Source organism: Pseudocnuella soli (assembly GCF_004347775.1).
Classification (GTDB): domain Bacteria; phylum Bacteroidota; class Bacteroidia; order Chitinophagales; family Chitinophagaceae; genus Flavisolibacter; species Flavisolibacter aquaticus.
Genome location: NZ_CP037755.1, coordinates 2,551,696 through 2,575,273, shown reverse-complemented (window position 1 = coordinate 2,575,273; position 23,578 = coordinate 2,551,696). Strand labels below are relative to the sequence as shown.

At 50.9% G+C, this 23,578-nt stretch carries 18 protein-coding genes; 9 read left to right on the top strand and 9 right to left on the bottom strand.

Annotated elements, in window-relative coordinates:
• Positions 1-192 precede the first annotated feature (192 nt).
• Positions 193-1,389 carry a bifunctional 3,4-dihydroxy-2-butanone-4-phosphate synthase/GTP cyclohydrolase II gene (locus EPD17_RS10540; RefSeq protein ID WP_132054026.1) on the bottom strand — a complete coding sequence of 399 codons (1,197 nt, stop codon included), beginning with the start codon at positions 1,387-1,389 and terminating at the stop codon, positions 193-195.
• Between the two features lie 522 nt (positions 1,390-1,911).
• Between EPD17_RS10540 and EPD17_RS10535 the strand changes: the two genes are divergently transcribed.
• On the top strand, positions 1,912-5,220 hold the full coding sequence (locus tag EPD17_RS10535; protein WP_132054024.1) for a TonB-dependent receptor: 3,309 nt from the start codon (positions 1,912-1,914) through the stop codon (positions 5,218-5,220).
• A 133-nt stretch (positions 5,221-5,353) separates the two neighbouring features.
• Here EPD17_RS10535 and EPD17_RS10530 read toward each other — a convergent pair whose 3' ends face one another.
• A complete protein-coding gene (locus EPD17_RS10530; protein WP_132054022.1) occupies positions 5,354-6,169 on the bottom strand; it encodes an alpha/beta hydrolase in 816 nt (271 codons plus the stop codon).
• A 99-nt stretch (positions 6,170-6,268) separates the two neighbouring features.
• Between EPD17_RS10530 and EPD17_RS10525 the strand changes: the two genes are divergently transcribed.
• From EPD17_RS10525 to queA, 8 genes are all read left to right on the top strand, one after another.
• Complete coding sequence (locus EPD17_RS10525; RefSeq protein WP_132054020.1) at positions 6,269-7,222, top strand: ATP-grasp domain-containing protein; 954 nt, start codon at positions 6,269-6,271, stop codon at positions 7,220-7,222.
• Between the two features lie 52 nt (positions 7,223-7,274).
• A complete protein-coding gene (locus EPD17_RS10520; protein ID WP_132054018.1) occupies positions 7,275-8,387 on the top strand; it encodes a carboxylate-amine ligase in 1,113 nt (370 codons plus the stop codon).
• A gap of 93 nt (positions 8,388-8,480) precedes the next feature.
• The gene (locus EPD17_RS10515) at positions 8,481-8,744 is read left to right on the top strand and encodes a hypothetical protein (RefSeq protein WP_132054016.1); all 264 of its coding nucleotides are present in this window, start codon (positions 8,481-8,483) and stop codon (positions 8,742-8,744) included.
• Positions 8,745-8,857: 113 nt separating this feature from the next.
• Positions 8,858-10,510 carry an amidase gene (locus EPD17_RS10510; RefSeq protein WP_132054014.1) on the top strand — a complete coding sequence of 551 codons (1,653 nt, stop codon included), beginning with the start codon at positions 8,858-8,860 and terminating at the stop codon, positions 10,508-10,510.
• A gap of 133 nt (positions 10,511-10,643) precedes the next feature.
• A complete protein-coding gene (locus EPD17_RS10505) occupies positions 10,644-12,284 on the top strand; it encodes an amidohydrolase (RefSeq protein ID WP_132054012.1) in 1,641 nt (546 codons plus the stop codon).
• 91 nt (positions 12,285-12,375) lie between these two features.
• Positions 12,376-13,209 (top strand): type 1 glutamine amidotransferase, encoded by an 834-nt coding sequence (locus tag EPD17_RS10500; RefSeq protein WP_132054010.1) that lies wholly within the window; start codon positions 12,376-12,378, stop codon positions 13,207-13,209.
• 18 nt (positions 13,210-13,227) lie between these two features.
• Positions 13,228-13,572, top strand: a complete 345-nt coding sequence (locus EPD17_RS10495) for a Spx/MgsR family RNA polymerase-binding regulatory protein (RefSeq protein WP_132054008.1) — start codon at positions 13,228-13,230, stop codon at positions 13,570-13,572.
• 261 nt (positions 13,573-13,833) lie between these two features.
• Complete coding sequence (gene queA / locus EPD17_RS10490; protein WP_114234347.1) at positions 13,834-14,883, top strand: tRNA preQ1(34) S-adenosylmethionine ribosyltransferase-isomerase QueA; 1,050 nt, start codon at positions 13,834-13,836, stop codon at positions 14,881-14,883.
• Between the two features lie 153 nt (positions 14,884-15,036).
• On the opposite strand, the gene EPD17_RS10485 is transcribed toward queA, so the two are convergent.
• The 7 genes from EPD17_RS10485 to EPD17_RS20100 all read right to left on the bottom strand — a co-directional run bounded on the left by EPD17_RS10485 (position 15,037) and on the right by EPD17_RS20100 (position 23,462).
• Positions 15,037-16,356: an aspartate kinase gene (locus tag EPD17_RS10485; RefSeq protein ID WP_132054006.1), complete on the bottom strand. Its 1,320-nt coding sequence runs from the start codon at positions 16,354-16,356 to the stop codon at positions 15,037-15,039.
• A gap of 74 nt (positions 16,357-16,430) precedes the next feature.
• The gene (locus EPD17_RS10480) at positions 16,431-17,513 is read right to left on the bottom strand and encodes an Ldh family oxidoreductase (protein WP_132054004.1); all 1,083 of its coding nucleotides are present in this window, start codon (positions 17,511-17,513) and stop codon (positions 16,431-16,433) included.
• 165 nt (positions 17,514-17,678) lie between these two features.
• Positions 17,679-19,052: a Gfo/Idh/MocA family protein gene (locus EPD17_RS10475; RefSeq protein WP_132054002.1), complete on the bottom strand. Its 1,374-nt coding sequence runs from the start codon at positions 19,050-19,052 to the stop codon at positions 17,679-17,681.
• 207 nt (positions 19,053-19,259) lie between these two features.
• Positions 19,260-19,709, bottom strand: a complete 450-nt coding sequence (locus EPD17_RS10470; RefSeq protein ID WP_114234351.1) for a single-stranded DNA-binding protein — start codon at positions 19,707-19,709, stop codon at positions 19,260-19,262.
• Positions 19,710-19,896: 187 nt separating this feature from the next.
• Complete coding sequence (locus EPD17_RS10465) at positions 19,897-20,175, bottom strand: DUF3072 domain-containing protein (protein ID WP_132054000.1); 279 nt, start codon at positions 20,173-20,175, stop codon at positions 19,897-19,899.
• 59 nt (positions 20,176-20,234) lie between these two features.
• A complete protein-coding gene (locus tag EPD17_RS10460) occupies positions 20,235-21,299 on the bottom strand; it encodes an endo-1,4-beta-xylanase (RefSeq protein WP_132053998.1) in 1,065 nt (354 codons plus the stop codon).
• Between the two features lie 93 nt (positions 21,300-21,392).
• Complete coding sequence (locus EPD17_RS20100; RefSeq protein WP_204743130.1) at positions 21,393-23,462, bottom strand: polysaccharide deacetylase family protein; 2,070 nt, start codon at positions 23,460-23,462, stop codon at positions 21,393-21,395.
• Positions 23,463-23,578 lie beyond the last annotated feature (116 nt).

Sequence of the window (23,578 nt, the reverse complement as noted above, 5' to 3'; positions counted from 1 at the left end):
CCCTTTTATGTATTTGCCAATCGCTATCGAGGTAAAGTCCTGCTCATTAGTGTTTGTCATGCCGAACTCGTTTCGGCATCTCCTACATCCAGCAGGGTTTAATACAGCTAAAGGAGATGCCGAAACGAGTTCGGCATGACAAGGCTGAAGTTGGAAAATGCTACTCTTTAGCTGGATGGTTCGCAGTATCGCTTAATGCAACTCGTGGCCAAGCTTATCGCGTTTGGTGTGCAGGTAGCGTTCATTGAAAGGGTTAGGATCAATGCGCAACGCAATGTTTTCTATCACTTCCAGTCCATAACCAATCAGCCCTACCCTTTTGCGCGGGTTATTTGAAATGAGGCGGAGCTTTTGCACGTTCAGGTGGCGCAAAATCTGTGCACCTACGCCGTAGTCGCGTTGGTCCATCTGGAAACCAAGGTGCAGGTTTGCCTCCACGGTGTCCATGCCCTCTTCCTGCAGGCGGTAGGCTCTTAATTTATTGAGCAGGCCTATTCCTCGGCCTTCCTGGTTCATGTACAGGATCAAGCCTTTGCCCTCGGCTTCCACCATTTTCATGGCGCTGTGCAGTTGCTCGCCGCAGTCGCAGCGCAGCGAACCCAAAATGTCGCCGGTAAAGCAGGATGAATGCACCCGCACCATCACCGGCTCGCCGGTTTCCCATTCGCCTTTGATGAGGGCTAGGTGTTCGTTGGAAGTATTTTTTTCCTGGAATGCCACTAGTTTAAAATGGCCAAACTGGGTGGGCATATCCACCCGCACAATTTCTTCAATCAGCGAGTCGCGTTTGATGCGGTACTCAATGAGGTCTTTTATAGAAATGATCTTCAGGTCAAATTTCTCGGCAATGATCATCAGGTCGGGCACCCGGGCCATGGAGCCGTCTTCGTTCAGGATTTCCACCAAAACACCGGCTGGCTCAAAACCGGCTAGGCGGGCCAGGTCAACGGCCGCTTCGGTATGGCCGGCGCGGCGCAGCACACCGCCTTTTTTGGCACGCAACGGAAAAATATGACCGGGGCGGCCCAGTTCCTCAGGCTTGGTTTGCGGATCGACCAGGGCTCGGATGGTGGCGGCACGGTCGTGGGCCGAAATGCCGGTGGTGCAGCCATGGCCCAGCAAATCGACAGAAACAGTAAACGCAGTTTCGTGCAGGGCTGTATTGTTATTCACCATCAACTCGAGGCCGAGTGCATCGCAGCGGTCTTCGAGCAGGGGCACGCAAATAAGGCCGCGGCCAAATTTGGACATGAAATTGACTGCTTCCGGCGTGATGAATTGCGCAGCCATAATAAAATCGCCTTCGTTTTCGCGGTCTTCGTCATCTACCACAATGACCATTTTCCCGTGCTTGAGGTCCTCGATCGCACACTCTATGGAATGAAGCATGTCCAAAATTTTCGCAAAGGTAGCAACAAAGCAGTGATCCCATTTCGGCGGGAAGCATTTAGCAGTAGCGTGACAAATGGATGCATTTTTCCAGCAAAATGAATAATGCAAACACGATCGAATCGCACATGATTTAGGCGCATTCTATTTTTCCAGTGAATAAATCGCACTGATCGCCTTTCCAATGGCAGAATAAAATCTGGCCGTATGGTTGGATGCCGGATTGTAATATAATAGTGAACAAAAATCCCGTTTCATTTAAACAACCACCGCTTTACGAAATTTATAGACTTCAAATTCGGTAGCAGCTCACCCTCTATTGACGAGTTTTTACATGCATTTACCCATTGTAGAAAATGTAAACGCAACCGGATTGGCTTAATTAAAAAAGTTTTTTTTCGATGCCAACGGCCTGTATTCCAAGGCTGGGTAATAATTTGTTAATATTCCCTTTGTGCCGTTGGCCCATAATTCAGTTTCTTTGCAGCGAATTTCACATTCACAAGAGAAAAATCAGTAAGTATGTTGAGAAAAATTACCCTGTTGCTCGCCATGTTCCTTATGGTCGGGCAATTTTTGTTGGCGCAGGTTACTACAAGTAACCTCACCGGCGTGGTGCGTGATGCTGGCGAACAGCCGCTGTCTGGCGCTACCATTTCGGCTACGCACCTTCCGTCCGGCACGCGCTACAGTGCCGTAACACAGTCGGGAGGCACATTTAACATCGTAAACATGCGCCCCGGCGGACCCTACACCGTAGTGGTAAGCTATGTTGGCTACGAGTCGCAAACGCTGGAAAACATTACACTCCAGCTCGCTGAATCCTTTGTATTGAACCCGGTTTTATCAAAAACCAACGCCACACTGGAACAGGTTATTGTTACCAGTGGCCGCCGAAACAGCATCCTCAACGGAAGCCGCACCGGTTCGGTAACCAACATTGGATCCCGCGAAATCAGCCGGCTCCCAACCATCAGCCGCAGCCTGAATGATTTTACCCGCATCACCCCACAGGCTAATGGCAACGCCATTGGTGGTGGCAACTCCCGTCAGAACTTTATTACGGTAGATGGTTCCGATTTCAACAACACCTTTGGCATTGGCGGCAACCTGCCTGCAGGCGGTTCGCCCATTTCGCTGGATGCCATCGAGGAAATTTCGGTAAACATCTCTCCGTTTGATATCCGCCAGAGCAACTTTATTGGTAGCTCGATTAACTCTATTACCCGCTCCGGTACCAACAACGTTACCGGTTCGGTATACACTTACTTCCGTAACCAAAACCAGCAGGGTAACAAGGTAAACGGCAACGAATTTCCCCGCCAAAACTTCCAGTTCAACCAGTATGGTGCACGTGTTGGTGGGCCAATCATCAAGAACAAATTGTTCTTTTTCCTGAGCGGCGAAACCGAAAAGCGTACCTCTCCGGGCCAGCAGCGTTTTGCTGCAACCGTGGAACGCCCTTACGGACCTACCAACCCACAGGTTGCCCGTCCTACGGCTACCGAGCTGGATGCCATTTCCGATTACCTGCGCCGCACTTATGGTTATGAAACCGGTGGCTACCAGGGATATGATTTTGTAACCGACCAGACCAAGATCCTGGCACGCCTCGACTGGAACATCAGCGACAACCACCGCATTAACTTCCGCTACAACCAGGTTGAAGGCAAAACCCCAAGCTTTGTTTCGGGTTCAACTTCTTCTACCGGTGTAAGCTACGGTTCGGGCCAGGGCCGCACCGATATCAACGCGCTGCATTTTGCTAACTCCAATTATTTTCAGGAGAATAACTTCTACTCTGCACAGCTGGAGTGGAACGGTAAGTTTGGCAACAAAGTGGCCAACACCCTCCGTGTATCGTACAACAACCAGGATGAGCCCCGCAGCACGAACAGCTCCCTGTTTCCTTTCGTCGACATCATGAAGGACGGCCTTCCGTTCACTTCTTTTGGATACGAGCCATTCTCGCTGGGCAACCTGCGCGACGTGGAAATTTACTCCGTTGTAAACAACCTTACCTGGAACACCGGCATCCACAACTTTGTGTTTGGTGGCCAGTTTGATTACAGCAAAACCCGCAACGGCTTCCAGCCGCTGGGTATGTCCTACTACCGCTTTAACTCGTGGGATGATTTTGTAAATGGTGTAAAACCTTTGGATTTCGCCCAAACATTTTCGCTGACCCCGGATTATTCGCAGGCTTTCCCTTCGTTCAAGTTTGCACAGTACTCGCTGTATGCACAGGACGAAATGGTGATCAACCCCAAACTCCGCGTTACTGCCGGTATCCGTGCCGACCTGAGCACCTACCCCGATGTAACCGAAGTAAAAACCAACCCGCTGGTAGCTGGTCTTAATTTTGCCAACGGCACCCGCATCAACACCGGCAAACTGCCCGAGCCAAAGATCATGTGGTCGCCCCGCGTAGGCTTTAACTACGATGTATTTGGCAACCGCAGCCTCCAACTCCGTGGTGGTACCGGCATCTTTACCGGCCGTGTTCCTTTTGTATGGATCGTAGGCCAGTCGGGTAACTCCGGCATGCTGCAGGTAACCCAAAGCGCCAACGGCCAAGCCAACACGCCTGGACCATTCTCTTCCGACATTGGTGCTTACCGCCCTGCCACCGTGCCTGCTGCAGGTACTGTCATTCCAAGCACCGTTACGGCGTTTGACGAAAACTTCAAATTGCCCCAAACCTGGAAATCTACGCTGGCACTGGATCAGCGCCTGCCCGGTGGTTTTGTAGGTACTTTGGAAGCTATTTACAACCGCGACATCAATGTATTGTATTCGCAAAACGTAAACCTGAAAGAGCCAACTGCGCTGAACATTGCAGGCTACCCCGACAACCGCGTGATTTATGCGGCCAATGATGCGGATAAATACATCAACCCCATTACCCGCACCGGCCAGGCTGGCCCAGGCGCCAACCAGCAGTTCAACGCCATCGTTACCGGCAACGAAAAACGTGGTTATTACTTCTCGCTGACCGGCCGTTTGGAAAAGCAATTTGCCGCAGGCTTTTTTGCTTCATTGGCTTATACCCGCACCATTGCCAGCAACCTGTACGATGGTAACGGCGACCAGCCTTTCAATACATGGAGCCTGATCCAGACAGTAAATGGCGCTAACAGGCCTAACCTGAGCTTTGCCAACTACGTGGTGCCACACCGTGTAATTGCAACCCTTTCGTACCGCAAAGAATACCTGAAGCACCTGGGTACTACGGTTTCCCTGTTCTACGAAGGTTCGCACCAGGGTCGTTTCTCGTATACTTATACCAACGACTTCAACCGCGACCGCCAGAACAACGACCTGATCTACGTTCCGCGCAATGCTTCGGAGATCACTTTTGTTGACCGTCCTGCATCTTCTGCAACCGGTGGCAAAGCCTACACTGCACAAGAGCAAAGCGACCTGTTCTTTGCATTCCTCGAGCAGGATAAATACCTGCGCGACCGCAAAGGACAATATGCTGAACGCAACGGAGCCCTGCTGCCCTGGCGCAACCAGTTTGATGTGAAGATCCTCCAGGATATTTTCACCAACATTGGCAACAAGCGCAACACGCTGCAACTGAGTGTGGACATTTTCAACGTAGCCAACCTGCTGAACAGCGACTGGGGTGTAACCCAATCGACCAACGCAAGTTCGCTGCTGGAAGCCCGCAACCTGAACAACGTGGTTCCTGGCGGTACCGTTCGCCCCAACTACTGGCTGGCACTGGATCGTGGCGCTCCTGTTCGTGAGTCGTTCCGCGACAACCAGACCCTTTCTTCTACTTACTTTATGCAGTTTGGCCTGCGTTACATTTTCGGTAACTAAGCCTCCATTGCATCGTATAAAAAAAGACCCCGCAACTGCGGGGTCTTTTTTTGTCCATGGCCCATAGTACATCGTCAATAGTAACTGCTTTACATTAAGACAATCCGATCAACTCCCAACTGTCAACTACCAACTACCTCCCCCATCCCCACAACAAAAATTCCGGCAACAGCCGCACCCAGGTATCAATATCGTGGCGGCCGTCTTCATAGTTCTTATAAAAAATGTCTGCTCCTTCCTCGTAACCCTTTGCCTTCAATTCTTTAATCAGGTCCAGTGTATCGTCGATTGAATCAATGATGCCATTGCCATTGCGATCGGCAGTTTCGTCAAGCGAGCCGGTAGTAAAATAAAACCGCAGCTCCGCCTTTTTCGTACCCTTCCGCACCAGTTGGTGCATGATGCGGTCGCGGTTGTCATCGTAGCCCGTATCCAATGCCTTACTGCGCCACCACAGCGAACCGGAAAAAACACCTGCCGTTGTAAAAACATCGGGATGGCTCCAGGCCATGCTCAGTGAAGCTAAGCCACCCAACGAAAAGCCGGCTACAGCCATGCTGTTGAATGCCACAACACCGAATTGCTGTTTGATCTCAGGAACCAATTCTTCAAGCACAAAACGGTGATGCAAGCCGGCCCTAACACCGCGGCCTGCATAATCGGGCACGCCTGCGGTGCCGTACTCCAGCAGGCGTTGCGGGCCGGCGTGCACCGCCACAATCAGGAGCGGCTGCAGCAAGCCTGCATCCTGCATCGCCACAAGCCGTTGGTAAAACGGCGTTGTTAATAACTCCTGCCCATCATACAAAAGAAGCAACGAAATACTGTCCGGCGTAAAAGGTTGGGGCCGGTAAGTATGGTACCAAACGGTGCGCTGCAGCATGCCCGATTGAATGCTGCCATCCGTTACCAATACTGTTTCTTGCGCTTGTTGCCCCGCCCTGTTCATGCTGCAAAAATAAGTTTGGAAGGATGGTGCTTCCCGTTGTTTTTTTACAATTAGATTAGTTTGTACTTTAATGCCTGCACATAATACAAAATGGCGTGTATGAAAAAAATCGGGATTCTTTTTGGACAGGAACGCAGCTTTCCAATGGCCTTAATCGAGCGGATCAACAGTATGGGGATGGAGCATATCCAGGCCGAGCCGGTGCGTATTGCAAAGGTGCTGCAAGGTGAAGCCCCGGGGTACGCCGTTATTGTGGACCGCATTTCGCAGGACGTGCCTTTTTACCGCACCTTTTTAAAAAATGCGGCACTGACCGGCACCGCGGTGATCAACAACCCGTTTTGGTGGAGTGCCGATGAAAAATTTTTCAACAACTGCCTCATGACGCAGATCGGGGTGCCGGTTCCAAAAACCGCCATTCTTCCCTCCTTCGATTTGCCCGATGAAACCAATAGCGACTCATTTACCAACCTAACTTACCCGCTTGATTGGGAACATATTTTTGAATACGTTGGTTTCCCTGCTTATATGAAACCCTTTGCCGGCGGCGGCTGGCGCAATGTGTACCGGCTGGAGGACAAAGAAGATTTTTACCGCAAGCACACCGAAACCGGCCAACTGGTGATGTTGCTGCAGGAAGAAATCATTTTTGAAGAATACTACCGTTGCTATTGCATCGGCGGCAAATATGTGCACATCATGCCCTATGAGCCGCGCAATCCATTTCACCGCAGGTATGCCGCCGACTTTACGCCAACGGCGGAAAAGCAAAAGCAGATGGAAGAGATCGTGTTGCGCATCAACCAATACCTTGGGTATGATTTCAACACGGTGGAACTGGCTTACCGCGACGGCGTGCCCTATGCCATCGACTTTTGCAACCCGGCACCCGATGCCGACCTGCCCAGCGTGGGCCAGCATAACTTTAACTGGGTGGTGGAAAATGCCGCCAACTATTGCATTGAACGGGCACAGGCACAGGAAGATGGAAAAGACAATCTTACCTGGGGTGAATTTTTGAAACGCAGCGTGGGTGGAAGGCCCCTTATTTAGCACCATTGCAAAAAGCAGTGGACATTTATTTAATGATTTTGCAAGCCATTTAATGACACATTTCCGATACAACATTTTTACCCTCGGCATTGAAGAAGAGTATATGGTGCTAGACCCGAACACAGGGGAATTGAAAAGCCACCAGCAGCGCATTGTACACGAGGGCCATAAAATAATTAAAGACAAAGTAAAAGCAGAAATGCACCAGGCGGTGGTGGAAGTGGGCACCGACATTTGCCAAAATGCCGACGAAGCTTTTGAAGACGTGGCCAACCTGCGCAAAACCGTGTCGGGCATTGCCGATGGACTGGGGCTAAAACTAGGCGCAGCAGGCACCCACCCGTTTAGCCATTGGGAAAAACAACTGATCACCGAGCACGATCGTTATAATGAAATCGTAGCGGAGCTGCAGGAGGCTGCCCGCAGCAACCTCATTTTTGGATTGCATGTGCATGTGGGCATGGAAACCCGCGAAATGGCGATGCATATTGCCAACAGCACCCGCTATTTTCTGCCGCATATTTATGCGCTGAGCACCAACTCGCCTTTTTGGGAAGGCCGCAAAACCGGGTACAAATCTTTTCGCAGCAAGGTGTTTGATAAGTTCCCACGTACAGGCATACCCGAAGTGTTCGACAGTATTGAAGCGTACGATTGTTACCTGAAGTTGTTGATCAAAACCAACTGTATTGACAATGGGAAAAAAATATGGTGGGACCTGCGGGTGCATCCATATTTCAACACCGTTGAATTCCGCATTTGCGATGTGCCACTGACCGTGAAAGAAACGGTGGCCATTGCGGCAATCTTTCAGGCGGTGTGTGCCAAAATATACAAGCTGCGCCTGCAGAACATGAACTTCATCCAGTACTCACGGCACCTGATCAACGAAAATAAATGGCGGGCCAGCCGCTATGGAATCGACGGCCGACTGATTGATTTTGGCAAAGAAGAAGAAATTGATACACGGGTGTTGATTTACGAGCTGCTTGATTTCATTGACGACGTAGTAGACGGCTTGGGATCGAGGCACCACTTGCAGGAAGTGCACCGCATTTTGGAGGAGGGCACCGGCGCCGACCGACAGTTGGAAGTATACGAGCAAACCGGTTCGCTGCAGGCCGTGGTGGAAATGATTGAGTCAAAATTCTTGGAGGGAATATAGCAAAACTTAATATTCGTGTTTCAATTTTTTTAGTAGATTAGAGATGCCCTTGCAATCCTTTCAAAAAACCAGGCCTGGCTGGCCCCCGTTTTTATGGCGCGGATTTTTACCATCTTTTTCGAACACGAAAACACCACTTACAATGCAATGGTGAGTGTAAGGGAAACGCACCTGCTTACCGAGTATATCCTCAGCATTCCGGACGACCGCCTGGAGCGGCAACTGCCCTCCAAGCGGTTGATCCAATCGGAAAGCGGCGAACTGGTATTTGTGCCCGGGCAAATGCAGCCGCCCAATTCGCTCATGCAAGCCATTTCCAGGGCCGTAGCCGAACATTTACAATTGGTGAAAAGCTAAATTTCGTTTAGGCTTGCACGTTATTATAGCAAAGAGATTGCTGCCCGGTTTCTAAAGCGGAAAACTTCCATTGCCCCACTTATTGCCTATTTTCCCAATCACAACACAATCACATGCGAAAAATATGGAGCGCCGTGTTGCTAACGGCAGCTACTGGCGCCAGTGCACAAAGCCGCACCGACACGATCAAGTGGATACAGGAAACCTCCTCCTACTACGACCTGCAGTACACCGCCGCCGAAGCCGATTCGGCGGTGGAATCGATGCGGGAATTTTACGATGCCTACCGAAACCTGCACGGCCGCTTGGCGGTAAACGCACTGCCCTACCCTTTTGCATTTAAGCCGGCGCCTGTCGGTTTCAAAATGCCGCAACCGGCAGTAAAAAAAGCCAATCCGCTACCGCAGAATGTGTCCCTGCCGCAAAACCGAGAGGACCTGGCTTTTTACCCCGTAGGCCAGCTGGCATCGCTGATCAAAAACAAAAAGATTACTTCTGTTGCGCTGACCGAGTTTTTTCTGCAGCGGCTGAAGAAATGGGACGACTCGTTGCAATGCGTTATTTCCTACACCGAAGAACTGGCCATGCAACAGGCAAGAAAAGCGGATGCTGAATTGGCAAAAGGCATTTACCGCGGACCGCTACACGGCATTCCTTACGGGTTGAAAGACCTGTTTGCCGTAAAAGGTACCCGCACCACCTGGGGTTCCACTCCGTACCGGGAACAGGTAATTGAAGAAGATGCGTTCGTGTACACCCAATTGCAAAAAGCCGGTGCGGTACTTTGTGCAAAACTGTCGCTGGGTGCGCTGGCGTTCAACGACCTGTGGTTTGGCGGTCAAACCAAAAATCCATGGAACCTGCGGCAAGGGTCGAGCGGCTCGTCGGCGGGTTCGGCAGCCGCTACTGCGGCCGGTTTACTGCCCTTTGCCATCGGCACCGAAACTTGGGGTTCCATTGTTTCGCCATCTACAAGATGCGGCACCACCGGGTTGCGCCCAACATTTGGCGCCGTCAGCCGCAGCGGTGCAATGGTATTGAGTTGGAGCCTCGATAAAATCGGGCCCATTTGCCGCAGCGCGGCCGATTGTGCGCTTGTGTTTGCAGCCATTAAAGGAACCGATGGCTTAGATCCTTCTGCGGTGGCCTATCCTTTTAACTACCCGGCTGCCAAACCGGTTCGGAGCTTGCGTATTGCCTATGCGGCCAACTATTTCGACAAGTTGCCCCGCGAATCCGCTGAATGGCAGGCTTTGGAAGTGTTCAAAAAATTGAATCCAAATATTAGGGCAACTACCTTTCCAGATACGGCCTATTTCCCTGCCGATATCATGAATATGGTCATTTCGGCCGAAGGTGCTGCTGCGTTTGATGAACTTACCCGCACCAACCGCGACTCCCTGATAGAGCGGCAGGACAAAGGTTTTTGGCCCAATATCTTCAGGGCGTCGCGGCTGATACCTGCTGCCGAATACATTAATGCGAACCGATTTCGTGCAGCCCTGATCCGGCAAATGCACGACTTCATGCAGCAATGGGACGTGGTGATCGTACCCACTTTTTCAGGAAACCAATCGGCCATTACCAACCTGACGGGGCACCCGGCACTCGTGTTTCCCATTGGCTTCAGCAACCGCGGCAATCCGTTGAGCATTACATTGCTCGGCAACCTGTATGATGAAGCCTCTATTTTACAGGCGGGGAGCGCATTTCAGGATGCTACCGATTTTAATAAAAAGCATCCGCCACTTTTTGTGGGCAAATAGAAAATACTGAACGCATTTCTTTGCTTTGCAAAACATCAGGCGGTTGCATCAACCAATGCTTGCTACGATGCAGCAAACATTGATGCCCGATTGTTTGTTGGAGACAAACCAATTACAAAATTGTTATCTATTCATGCACCGGAATATTATCCCGCTTTTTGCACTGCTTGTTACATCACTGCTTATTGGTTGCAACTCCAAAACAGGTGCGGACCTGCTGGTGTTCAATGCAAGAATTTACACCGTCGATTCGCTGTTTAGCACTACGCAGGCCATGGCCATCAAAGATGGAAAGATATTAGCCACCGGCACCGATGCCAGCATCAGGGAACGCTTTACTGCGCCGGATACGCTGAATGCAGCGGGACGTTTTATGTACCCCGGTTTTATTGATGCCCATGCGCATTTTTACCGCTATGGCCTCGGGTTGCAAACCGCCGACCTCACCGGCACACATAGTTGGGAAGCGGCCCTCGCCAAACTCGATTCGTTTGCACAACAAAACACAGAAGGCTGGCTGGTTGGCCGCGGCTGGGATCAGAACGATTGGCCCAATAAAGCGTTTCCCACCAACGAAGCTTTAGATAAACTGTTCCCTACCCGCCCGGTGCTGCTGACCCGTGTGGATGGACATGCGGCGATTGCCAACAGCGCTGCGTTGAAATTTGCCAACGTAACTGCTGCTACCACGCTAACCGGCGGAACGGTAGTGACCAAAAACGGCACTGCAACCGGCCTGTTGATTGACAATGCAGTGGACCTGGTGGCATCGAAAATTCCGCCGGCCACACCGGCGCAGGTAGCGGCCGCATTGGACGATGCACAAAAAGCCTGCTTTGCTGTGGGCCTCACCACCGTTGATGATTGCGGACTCGATTACACCGAAGTCCTTGCCATCGACAGCCTGCAAAAAAAGGGCGCACTCCAAATGCGGATATACGCTATGCTGAGCGATGCGCCGCGCAATTACGACTTTTTATTTAACCGCGGCGCCATCAAAACGCCGCTCTTAAATGTCCGATCTTTTAAAGTATACGCCGATGGTGCCTTGGGATCTCGGGGTGCCTGTTTATTACAACCCTACACCGACCAGCCGGACTGGACTGGCTTTTTGTTGAGCCCTGCATCGCATTTCGATTCGGTGGCAAGTGCCATTTACAATAAAGGCTTTCAAATGTGCACACACGCAATTGGTGACTCGGGCAACCGCGTGGTGCTGGATATTTATGCAAAATACCTCAAAGGCACCAACGACCGCCGCTGGCGTATTGAACATGCGCAGGTGGTGAGCCCGTTGGATTTTGGAAAATTCGGGGCCTATAGCGTGGTGCCTTCGGTGCAGCCAACGCATGCCACATCTGATATGTACTGGGCCGGCGAACGGCTGGGCAGAGACCGCGAAAAAGGCGCTTATGCATACAAGCAATTGATGCAGCAAAACGGCTGGATCCCGCTGGGCACCGACTTCCCGGTGGAAGACATTTCGCCATTTAAAACTTTTTGTGCAGCCGTGTTTCGGCAGGATGCAAGGGGCTGGCCCGCTGGTGGCTACCAAACAGAAAACAGCTTAACCCGCCAGGAAGCGCTCCGCGGCATGACGATCTGGGCTGCAAAGAGCAATTTTGAGGAAGGTGAAAAAGGCAGTTTGGAAAGGGGCAAATGGGCAGATTTTGTGTTGATGGATGTGGACCTGATGCAAGCCAATGCTGCCGAAATTTTGTCGGCACAAGTGCACGCAACATTTATTGGCGGCAAAAAGGTGCACGGTAAGTAAACACATTTTTGCCCATAATAAATACCTACAGTAACGCCATAAAAGGCGGCCGAAAAACCAAAAAATTTTAGTTGCGTACTTTTGCGCCTTCATGAATGTACGCATAGCAATTTTGGACCTTTATGAAGGCTATCCCAATCAGGGTATGCGCTGCCTGCGCGACATCATCCGGCAGTGGAGCGAATTTCATGCGCATACGGTGCATGTAGATGAATTTGAGGTACGCATCAAACAGGAAGTGCCTGATCTCAACTACGACATATATATTTCTACCGGCGGGCCCGGCAGCCCCATCGACAGCGAGGGGTCGGATTGGGAGCGGGCTTATTTTGGCTGGTTGCGGTCGGTAGAAAGTTGGAACAACAACCCGCATATTGCGCCCAAAAAATTTGTATTCCTCATTTGCCATTCCTTCCAGTTGGTGTGCCGCGATTACGGCATCGCCGAAGTGTGCAAACGGAAGTCCACTTCTTTTGGCGTGTTTCCGGTGCACATCACACCGGGCGGTCACCACGACTCGTTGTTCAAAGCCCTGAACGACCCATTTTACATTGTTGACAGCCGCGACTGGCAGGTGATTCATCCCGATTGGGACCTGATCCGCAAAATGGGTGCACATATTTTATGCATAGAAAAATACCGGCCGCATGTGCCTTATGTGCAGGCCATCATGGGTATGCGCTTTTCGCCGTGGATGGTGGGCACACAATTTCACCCCGAGGCCGATGCGCCGGGCATGAGCGCTTACCTGCAAAATGAACAGCGCAAAGATCTGGTGATTGAGCAGCATGGCTTGGCCAAATGGGAAAGCATGGTGGAACAATTGAACGATCCCGACAAGATCATGTGGACCTATGCGCATGTGTTGCCTAATTTTTTAGATGGCGCAGTGCGGCATTTAACAGCAAACCCTACACAGAATTAATTAGAACAGATTTTTTGCATGTACACAGTTTACGGACTGGCCAGTTGCGATACCGTACGCAAGGCAATAAAATGGTTGAAAGAAGCAAACCAATCTTTCCAGTTTCATGATTTTCGAAAGGACGGCATCGACGCACAAAAAATAAATGACTGGCTATCGCAAATGGGCGTTGCTGTTTTATTGAATAAGAAAAGCGCTACCTGGCGTGGCCTAAACGAAGCGGAGCAAGCCAAAGCGGCAACAGAGCAAGGCGCCATCCAGTTAATGACACAGCACCCCGCACTCATCAAACGGCCGGTGGTGGAACAACACGAAAAGGTTATCGCTGTGGGCTTTCCGGCAGCGGGTTTTGGTGGTGTTTAAATAAAACAACGTAATAAAATTAAATTCCGACCGCGGCATCAGGTTTTGTAAACAAATGGCATTACCTTTGCCGCCTTCAAACCGCTTATTGACCAAACCCGGTGCCGTAAGACCGTGGATTGGAAAGGTGAGCAAAAGGCTCAAAGGCGTTACAGATAACAAAGGCAGGGATTTTTAGACCGACTTTTTTTCTGCACCCTCTTGAAACTTTTAGCCCCGGGTTTCGCGTCATGAGGCATAAAACAACTGTAACAACAGCCCATGAAGCTTTCTCAATTTAAGTTCGACCTCCCACTCAACCTCATTGCTCAAAATCCGGCCAAGAAACGCGAAGACTCACGCCTGATGGTGGTGGACCGCAAGACCGGTAACATCGAAAACAAATACTTCCGCGACATCCTCGACTACTTCGATGACAAAGATGTTTTTGTGGTAAACAACACCAAGGTTTTTCCCGCAAGAATGTATGGCCGCAAGGAAAAAACAGGCGCCAAGATCGAAGTGTTTTTGCTGCGCGAACTGAACAAGGAACACAACCTTTGGGATGTGATCGTTGATCCCGCAAGGAAAATCCGCGTTGGGAACAAACTTTATTTTGGCGACAGCGAAGACCTGGTTGCTGAAGTAATTGACAACACTACTTCGCGTGGCCGTACCATCAAGTTTTTGTTTGACGGTACCGACGAAGAATTCCGCCAGGTTTTGGAGAAGCATGGTGAAACCCCGCTCCCAAAATACATCAAGCGGAAGCCCGATGAAGAAGACCGCGAACGCTACCAAACGGTGTATGCAAAGCACGAAGGTGCTGTAGCGGCGCCCACTGCCGGCCTGCATTTCAGCCGCGAATTGATCAAGCGTTGCGAGATTAAAGGCATCCGTTTTTCGGAAGTAACCCTGCACACCGGCCTCGGCACGTTCCGCCCCATTGAAGTGGAAGACCTGAGCAAGCACAAGATGGATGCAGAGTACTACCGGATTGAAGAAGCGGCTTGCAAAATCGTAAACAAAGCAAAGGAAACTTCGCACCGCATCTGCTCTATCGGCACTACTACCATGCGGGCTTTGGAGTCTTCGTTTACTGCGCAGAAATTGCTGAAACCATCAGAAGGTTGGACCAATACTTTTATCCACCCGCCGTATGATTTTTCAATCGCCGATTCGCTGGTGACCAACTTTCACCTGCCAAAGACTTCCCTGCTCATCATGACCTGCGCTTTTGCCGGTTACGACCTAACCATGGAAGCGTACAAAAAAGCGATTAAGGATAAATATCGTTTCTTTAGCTATGGCGATGCAATGCTGGTGATCTAACAGAACCCGGATTTTTAGGATTAGAATTGATTATTTTGGAATAGAAAGAGGCGCTTATTGAGCGCCTCTTTTGTTTTTATTTGATGGAATAAATCTTCAAACTAAACTCCAATAAATTAATCCTACAAAATCCGATCAATCCTAGTTCCTAACCTACAACTTAAATACACCGCTGTTGATCTTCTGCAGCACTTCTGTTTTTTGCGCAGCAGGCACCAGGATGGAAATGTTGTGCGGGCTGCCGCCGTAAGAAACCATGCGTACTTCCACATCAGTCAGGCTGTTGAATACATCCTGCAACGTTTGTGTGTTGTCAGCAATTTCGTTGCCCACAATCGACACGATGGTCATATTGCCTTCGGTTTCTACAGAGCCCAATGCTTCCAGTTCTTTGCGAATCTGGGGCAGTGCGCTGTCGCTATCGATGGTTACCGATACAGCCACTTCCGAGGTGGTGATCATATCGATCGGCGTGCGGTACTTTTCGAAAATCTCAAACACCTTGCGCAGGAAACCGTAAGCCAGCAACATGCGGCTGCTCTTGATGTTTACCGCGGTGATGCCGTCTTTTGCAGCCACCGCTTTCACCCCTTTCGATGCAGCTTCGGATGTGATGGTAGTGCCCTTTGCTTCGGGCTCCATGGTGTTGAGCAATTTCACCGGCACTTTATATTGCTGCGCAGGCCAGATGGATGCTGGGTGCAAAATTTTGGCACCGAAATAAGCCAGTTCTGCTGCCTCATCAAAGCTTAGTTGCTCGATGGGAAGCGTTTTGTTGACCACCCTTGGATCGTTGTTGTGCATACCGCTGATGTCGGTCCAGATTTCGCAAACAGAAGCCTGAATGGCAGCAGCAACCAACGATGCGGTGTAATCAGATCCGCCACGTTTAAGGTTGTCCACTTCACCCCTGGCGTTGCGGCAAATATATCCTTGCGTGATGATCAGTTTTTTCTCGGGATGCTGTGCCAGCAAGCCTTTGAGGTTTTTGCTGATCTGCGGCACCGGCGGTTCGTCGTTTTCGTCAATCACCATAAAGTTCAGCGCCGGGAGCAGCAGGTGGTCAATGCCCTGCTCCTCGAGGTACACCGAAAACAATTTAGTGGAAATAAGCTCACCTTGAGCCAGGATGTCTTTGCTCAGGGCTTCGCTGTATGATATTTTCAGGATGATGTTCAGAAATTCGAAATGTTCCTGCAGGATGGCTTTGGCTTTGGCCAGCGCTTCTTCGCCTTGCACCAGCTCCTTAATAAACTCCTGGTATTTTGCTTCCAGCGTATCGATCTTCTCCTTTGCTTCTTCCCGTTTCTGCGCCGCCAGCAGGGTTGCAATTTCTACCAACGAGTTTGTGGTACCCGACACCGCACTCAACACAACAATCTTGGGATCGCTGTCTTTGGTGATCAATTGGGCCACGTCGTGCATGCGTTGCGGCTTACCTACCGAGGTGCCGCCGAACTTCATTATTTTCATAAACCGGTTCCTGTAAATGCAGGATTTTTTTTGATGAGGTGCAAAAATAGCTACACATTATTAAATAAACGGCACTAAAAAGGCGCAACCTTTAGCTTTTCTGCCAGTTCGCGTAAATCTTTTACAACCGCGGCATGCAGCGGAATTCCGGCCGCCATCCGCTTCTTTTCCATTTCACGCTCCGGGTCGCCAGGAATAAGCACGGGCTGTGCCGCATCAGCTGGTGTGGCATTGCGAAAACGCCGGATCCAATTGTCCATATGTTGTTTGAAATCTTCTGCTGGACGAAACGCATCCACCCGCATGGCGCCAAAGAAATGGCCCAATCCTTCGCCGGGCATATTCTGTGGCATGGGCACATAAGCCGGGAACGGCGGCGCCCAAGGCCCATAAGAAGCACCGCTCAAAACTGCCGAAAAAATATCTACGATCGACCCAAATGCATAGCCTTTGTGGCTGCCGTGTTCGCGGTCGCTGCCCAGGGGTAGTAATGCTCCACCGGTTTTTAGCGCGTGTGCATCAACGGTAGTTTGGCCGTCTTTGTCCTGCACCCATCCGGTTGGTGCTTCGCCGCCTTTGCGTTGCAAAATTTCGAGCTTGCCGTTGGCAGCAGTTGTAGTGGCCATATCGGCCACAAAAGGGGGCTCCTCGCCTGCCGGTATAGCTACGCAAATGGGGTTGGTACCCAACATTCGTTCAATGGAAAATGTAGGTGCCACCAGCGCACTGGCATTGGTCATCGAGATGCCGATCATGTCGTGCTCCAGCGCCATCATGGCGTGGTAGCCAGCAATGCCATAATGGTTGCTGTTTTTGACACTTACCCAACCGGTGCCGGCAATTTTTGCTTTATCAATGGCTATTTGCATGGCCTTTGGCGCCACTACCAAACCCAGGCCCCTGTCGCCATCAACCGTTGCAGTTGAAGGTGTTTCGTGAACGATGCGCACATCTGGTGTGGGATTGATGCGGCCCGCTTCGTACAGCCGAACATAGCCGGTAAGGCGAGCCACGCCATGCGAGTCGATTCCGCGGACATCAGCCGACAGCAACACTATTGTAGCCAGTGTTGCATCCGCCTCAGGGCAACCAATGGACAGGAAAACGGAGTGGGTAAAGCGATATAATTCTTCGTAGGAGATCAACGTTTCGGACATGGCGCAAAAGTATAACAGAACCAGTGACTTGTAGAATTAGAAAGGGTTGGGATGATTAAACTCAACGAGTTTAATTTTTGCATGGCAACCTGTTGAATGCTGGCCATAAAATACGCATCCCAACACCGCATCATTAAAATCCTTTCCCATCGCACAAATCACTGGTTACCCGGCGTTCCAATGCATTACTTTTCGCTGGAAATAGCTTTCGTTTGCCAGCAGGCATGGTGCTGCGGCGCGGAAACCAAATAATGCATCTTCCACCACCGGTTTTTTGCTGCGTACCGATTCGAAAAAATTGAGGTGGTGATCGAGCCGTTCGTCGTAGCCTTGTGGTGCGTTAAACTTGATGGGCTCGCCTTTAATTTTCTTTTTGTCTCCTTCGCTCCAACGTTGGTTATAAGCGGCAATGATTTGCTCCTGCGCGGCTTTGGGGTATGTGTCCAACGAATCCCAGCCACCGTAACCCGGCGCTTTGGGCAGCTTGTTTTGGTGCACCGTAATCCCGCTCCATCCAAAATCGATCGAGCCATCAGAGCCGTAAAAACGTACCCGGCTATCATCGGGGCGTTCGCCGCCCGATGCGAAGTTTACTTTGAGCAACACCTGGAACGGCGGGTGCTGCGGCGTGGCGCCGTATTCCATCACGCCGGTCATTACATCGGGCACATTGCGGCCATCTTTCCAGTACGAAATATCGCCGCTGGCAAATATGCGGTTGGGGCCATGCGAGCCCGTAATAAAATGAATGCCGGTGAGCAGATGCACAAACAAGTCGCCGGCCACGCCGGTGCCGTGTTCGCGGTAGTTGCGCCACCAGAAAAATTGTTTCGGATCGTAGGGTGCTGATGGATTGTGCCGGTTAAACCGCTTCCAATCTACTGTTTGCGGTGAGCCATCGAGGGGCATGGTGTATTGCCAGGCGCCCAGCGCATCGTGCCGGTCAAAAGAGGCTTCGATGCAGTTGAGTGTGCCGATCACGCCCTGGTTGTACAGCTCTTTTGCTTTGGCATAAACGATGGACGAAATGCGCTGGCTGCCTACCTGTAAAATGCCACCGGTTTCCTTTTGCACTTTGATCATGCTGCGGCCCTGGTCGATGTGCTGCATCATGGGCTTTTCGCAATACACGGCTTTCCCCTTGCGCAGCGCTTCGTTGGTGATCACATCGTGCCAGTTGTCGGAGGTGCACACAAACACAGCGTCGATGTCTTTTCGGTCGAGCAGTGCAGCGTAGTTTTGGGTTGTGAAGATGTCGTTACCGAAGATCTCTTTTGCTCGTTCGAGGCGGCCGGTGTAGAGGTCGCACACAGCGCCAATGGACACACCGGGCACTTTGGCTGCGGTGCGGGCATTGGCCAGTCCCATGATGCCAAAACCAATCACACCCACACGAATATTATCGTTGGCGCCGTAGTGGCGTTCGTAGGGCAAAATGCGGCTTTCGAGTTCGCTGTCGGGAATGTTGGCTAGCGAGGCAATGGGCAGCAATAGGGACGCGTTGCCCAGGTTCTTGAGAAACTTTCGGCGGGATGACATGGCAAGTTCGTTTGCCCTAATTTAAGGATATTATGGCAGTGCTGATTACGATAAAACCAAGCAGCTCGCCATTTGCTGAATAGTGTTACTGAACGTACAAGTGAGTGACACAACAGGCGCTGAACAGGCCTACTACAGCCGGTTACAAAATAAAGGGCATAAAAAAAGCCCCCGGTGCGGGGGCTTTATGGAGAAAATGAATTTCCATTAAAAAGGCAGGTCGTCTACCTGGTCGGCACCAATGCCGCTGGAAGCAGGAACTTCGTTGCGGTTGTTGTTGTAAGCAGGTGCGCCAGAATCTTGCTGACCATAAGATGAAGGTCCGCCGGCCTGGTTGTTTTCGCGGCCGCCCAGCAATTGTACATCACGAACACGCATGGAAAGCGTGGCGCCGCTGGTGCCATCGTTGCGGGTAAATGTGCGTACCTCGGGGGTGCCTTCTACAAATACCTGCTGACCTTTAGTGAGGTAGGGTGCAACGGCAGTGCGGTCGGTCCAGTAAGCGCAATCAACCCAAGTTGTTTTCTCTTGGTTGTTGCCCTGGCTGTCCCTGAATTTTTCGGAATGTGCTACTGTAAAGTTGATCACATTCTTCCCGTTAACCGTGTTTACCACACAGTCTTTTCCCAAACGTCCGATAACTTGCAATTTGATCATAGTACTCAGTATTAAGCCCACAAGATACAGTTATTAGCCGCAGCACTGCAAGTATTTTGGTTAAAAAAATTAGCATTTTTCCACATTTAATCAACTTTCAAACACAGCAATTCCGCCAGAAAAAAGCGGCAGGTGTTTGCCTGCCGCTTCAAGGTAATTTCCAAATAAAAATTTGAGCGTACTGGTACTAAGAATCTAATCCCCTGCCCGTTTTATGTTGTAGTTCGTCGATCTTTTTCGATGCTTCCGCTTTCGATATTTCCTCGTCAAATTCCTCTCCAGCCTCACTGGACAAGGTTTTCAGGTAAGAGCGCTGTGCACCGGTCATGGGTTCGTCGCCAGTTACCCAATCGGCCGGATCTTTTTCGGTATTGTCGCCCCGCAGGCCGTTTGCCGTTTCATTTGCTACCTTGTTCTCTTTTCCCTCGCGGCCATTTTCAGCATTGTTATTTCGTTCGTTTTTCATGCTAATTATTTTAGCCAGGTGAAAACAAAGAGCAGGCCAGAAACGGCGTACCGCTTTTTTTAAAACTTCACCACTTCCCAATATACTTTCTTGGGTTGCAGGTTGCGGTCGAACAGCAGTGGGTGATCTTTGCGGCCACGCACCGGGAAATTATCGAGCCAAGTAAAGCGGTCGGAAATATTCCAGAACGTAACGCTGGAAATGTTCTTGCGGTATTTGCGGAACAGCTCGAAACTCATTTTGTAAACATCAATTTGCTGTTGCTCTTTTTGCGAAGTAAACGCGGTATCGCTGTCCGAGGGCCTGCGTTCACGGGCACTGTGTTCTTTTGGATACACCGAAATATCGAGCTCCGTAATGTGCATGTGCAAACCCAGCGCAGCAAAGTCTTTCAACGTGCTTTCCAATTGTGGGCGGGTAGGCTCGTTTACCGCCCAGTGTGCCTGCAGGCCCACGCCATGGATGGGAATGCCGGCCGCCTTTAGGCTGTTGATTAGGCGGATGATTTTAGTCCGTTTTACCGGGTTGATCTCATCGTAGTCATTGTAAAAAAGCAAAGCTTTCGGGTCGGCCTCATGTGCCCACTGAAATGCTTTGGCAATATATTCCTCGCCACAGATCTGGTACCATAGCGACGGCCGCAGGTACTCATCGGGCTTGTCGGAAATAGCTTCGTTCACCACATCCCATGCGTAGATGGTGCCTTTGTAGCGATTGACCACGGTGGTAATATGGTGCTTCATTCGCTGCAGCAATACTTCTTTGCTCACCTGCCCACCCGCCGAATCTTTAAAGATCCAGGCCGGGGCTTGTGTGTGCCAAACCAAGGTGTGGCCGCGCAGCTTCATGCCGTTGCGTTGTGCAAATGCAGCAACAGAATCCGCATCACGCCAGTTGAATTCGCCTTCCCGCGGATGGATCGGTCCCATCTTCATGGCGTTCTCCGCAGTCATGCTGTTGAACTCTTTTTTAACCAGGTCGCCTTGCTCCGAGGCCAGTGCCCGTGGACTAACGGCCACGCCTATGGGAAAATAAGACTTGTAATAATCCTTCAGGCCTTTTTGCTGTGCAAATCCCGTAGCAGCTGCTGCGGCTACACATGCAGTTAAGATCAGTTTCTTCATGATGGAATGATGTGCCCGAAAGGCTATAGCGCTGGCATTGTGTCAATACAAGCGCAGCCCGCCGGGCCCTGTTTATGGTTAAAAGTTGCGCAATTATTTTTTGGTAAAATATCGTTTGGCAAATGGCAAAAAGTACTGCCAGTTGGGGCCAGTTGTGTGGCCGCCGCTGTGCTGGCGAAATGCAATGTCACCGTCTGCAATCAAGGTTTCCTGCGGCGGAAATTCGGCCGTGCCCATGTCCCTTTTACCCAACAGGCGGTACACCGGCCCTGCGTGAACGCCGGCAACAAACATCCCTTTAGCATCGATCCACTGCCCTTCGACTGTTGGCGATCCTACACTGATGAACACAGGCCGCGGTGCACAAAGTGCCAGCAGTTGGTGTGCATCCACCGGGAGGTCGTTCGGGGTGAGTGGACCTGCATATTTTATAAAATTGCCGGCAAACCAATGGTACTCGGCCGAAGATGCGAGGTTCTCAACCTGCTCGCCAAAAACACGGCGCAGGATTTTTAATCCACCCGCACCTGAAGAACCGATAAAGCCGACTTTAATACGCGGCTCGTATGCCATGGCCACAACGGCTGCTTTTCCATACCGCGACAAGCCTTCGATGGCAACATTGGTTGCATCCAGCGATTTATCCCCTTCAAAGTAATCGATGGCGCGGCTGGCACCCCAGGCCCATGCCCGCAGTGCACCCCAATCATCGGGTTTGCGCGACTGGCCTTTATTTACCAAACCAATGATGCCTTCGGTGAGGCCAGCGCCGTTATCAGCCTGGAAAGACGTAGGCACCAGTACCGCGGCTGCCCAGCCCATTTCCAGCACCTGCTCCTGCCAGCTTTTTTGTACCGGCGTACCGGCAGGCGGTGGCGGCATGCGGAAACCAGCTGGAAAAACAAACCCAAACTCCAACACCACCGGCACTGCGCCGGCAGCATTTTTAGGCTTCAGCAGCGACATCTGCATATCCACCTTGATCTGCGGGTAACTGGAGTTATCTACATGACCAACCAGTTGCTGTTCCACAGCCGCAATGCTGCCAATCATGGTATCTTTTGAAGCTGTTATTTCCCATTTTACGCCGGGTGTTTTGGCCGGTACACGGCCATATATTTCGCGGTCGAATGCCTCTACTATTTGCGGCCGGCGGCTTTTCCACCAGGTATTTGCATTGCTTACTTTTTTGCCATTCGCCAGCATTAGCGGGTCGGGTAGCGATGTGTATTGCGTGGCTTTACTTTCGTCAGCGTTGGCAGCGTTGGGCGCTTGCGGGTTGCCCGAAGGGCCGGGCCTTGTAGCCTTTATATTGAGCTGCGCTAGCATCTGTTTGTAATCTTCATCGGTCTTCCTTTGTTGTGCGGCCGCAGCTGCGGTGCGGGTTTGCCAGTCACGAACATGTTCGGCAACATCAATCATAGGTGCCACCCAAATATCTTTTTCCACCTCTTTCAAATATTGCAACAGTTGCCGGTGGGCCGGCAGCGATACATCAAGCCCGTTGCCGCCACCCACGCCATGAAACAGGATGACCAGCAATGAATTTTTCGCCATTGCTTCTTTCACCCATGCAATCATTTGCTCGCCGGTGTGGCCCGCCACCATGTAGCAATCTACATCGTATAGGTCCACGTTTTGAATGGGCCGCATTTCGTTGCGCACTGCACGGGCTGCGACAAAGTCAGGTTTCAACTCATTGATGAACGACACGTCGCCGATCTTCATATCGCCGCAGGTGTAGGCAAATGTGCGCTTTGTCTTACCGTCCAGGGCTTGTAGCAAAACGTTTGTGGCGCGGGTTTCGTCCACCATTCGTTTTACCGTGTATTTCGTCAAATCATAATCAGAAGGTACCCATTCCCTGCCGGCTCCACCGTTGCAGGGATGGTACATAGTATGGTTACCCAGTTCGTGCCCACGCCTTCCCACATCGCGCCACTGCGGCAAGCGTTTTTGCATGGACGGCGAAAAACCGGTAACATAAAAAGTTGCTTTCAATTGCAGCGAATCGAGCAGGGGCAATGCATTATCGAGGTGCTGGTCGATGGCATCATCGTAAGTGAGCACCACAGCAGCTTTTTTACCACGCCAAGGTGCATTGAATTGGGCACTGCTGTGCAATGCAGCACCAAGGAGAACAAGCAATGAAATTTTCTTCATGGTTGCGTATCGTTAGTTGCCGATAGCATCGGCTATCGTTTTTTTATAGATATGGCGCACAGCAACACAATGCACGGTGGCGAGCACAATGCATGCTGTATTGTTTGCAAGAAAAA

Coding starts and splice junctions, on each gene's coding strand:
- EPD17_RS10540 (WP_132054026.1), bottom strand. CDS start 1,389: ATGCTTCATTCCATAGAGTGTGCGATCGAGGACCTCAAGCACGGGAAA.
- EPD17_RS10535 (WP_132054024.1), top strand. CDS start 1,912: ATGTTGAGAAAAATTACCCTGTTGCTCGCCATGTTCCTTATGGTCGGG.
- EPD17_RS10530 (WP_132054022.1), bottom strand. CDS start 6,169: ATGAACAGGGCGGGGCAACAAGCGCAAGAAACAGTATTGGTAACGGAT.
- EPD17_RS10525 (WP_132054020.1), top strand. CDS start 6,269: ATGAAAAAAATCGGGATTCTTTTTGGACAGGAACGCAGCTTTCCAATG.
- EPD17_RS10520 (WP_132054018.1), top strand. CDS start 7,275: ATGACACATTTCCGATACAACATTTTTACCCTCGGCATTGAAGAAGAG.
- EPD17_RS10515 (WP_132054016.1), top strand. CDS start 8,481: ATGGCGCGGATTTTTACCATCTTTTTCGAACACGAAAACACCACTTAC.
- EPD17_RS10510 (WP_132054014.1), top strand. CDS start 8,858: ATGCGAAAAATATGGAGCGCCGTGTTGCTAACGGCAGCTACTGGCGCC.
- EPD17_RS10505 (WP_132054012.1), top strand. CDS start 10,644: ATGCACCGGAATATTATCCCGCTTTTTGCACTGCTTGTTACATCACTG.
- EPD17_RS10500 (WP_132054010.1), top strand. CDS start 12,376: ATGAATGTACGCATAGCAATTTTGGACCTTTATGAAGGCTATCCCAAT.
- EPD17_RS10495 (WP_132054008.1), top strand. CDS start 13,228: ATGTACACAGTTTACGGACTGGCCAGTTGCGATACCGTACGCAAGGCA.
- queA (WP_114234347.1), top strand. CDS start 13,834: ATGAAGCTTTCTCAATTTAAGTTCGACCTCCCACTCAACCTCATTGCT.
- EPD17_RS10485 (WP_132054006.1), bottom strand. CDS start 16,356: ATGAAAATAATGAAGTTCGGCGGCACCTCGGTAGGTAAGCCGCAACGC.
- EPD17_RS10480 (WP_132054004.1), bottom strand. CDS start 17,513: ATGTCCGAAACGTTGATCTCCTACGAAGAATTATATCGCTTTACCCAC.
- EPD17_RS10475 (WP_132054002.1), bottom strand. CDS start 19,052: ATGTCATCCCGCCGAAAGTTTCTCAAGAACCTGGGCAACGCGTCCCTA.
- EPD17_RS10470 (WP_114234351.1), bottom strand. CDS start 19,709: ATGATCAAATTGCAAGTTATCGGACGTTTGGGAAAAGACTGTGTGGTA.
- EPD17_RS10465 (WP_132054000.1), bottom strand. CDS start 20,175: ATGAAAAACGAACGAAATAACAATGCTGAAAATGGCCGCGAGGGAAAA.
- EPD17_RS10460 (WP_132053998.1), bottom strand. CDS start 21,299: ATGAAGAAACTGATCTTAACTGCATGTGTAGCCGCAGCAGCTGCTACG.
- EPD17_RS20100 (WP_204743130.1), bottom strand. CDS start 23,462: ATGAAGAAAATTTCATTGCTTGTTCTCCTTGGTGCTGCATTGCACAGC.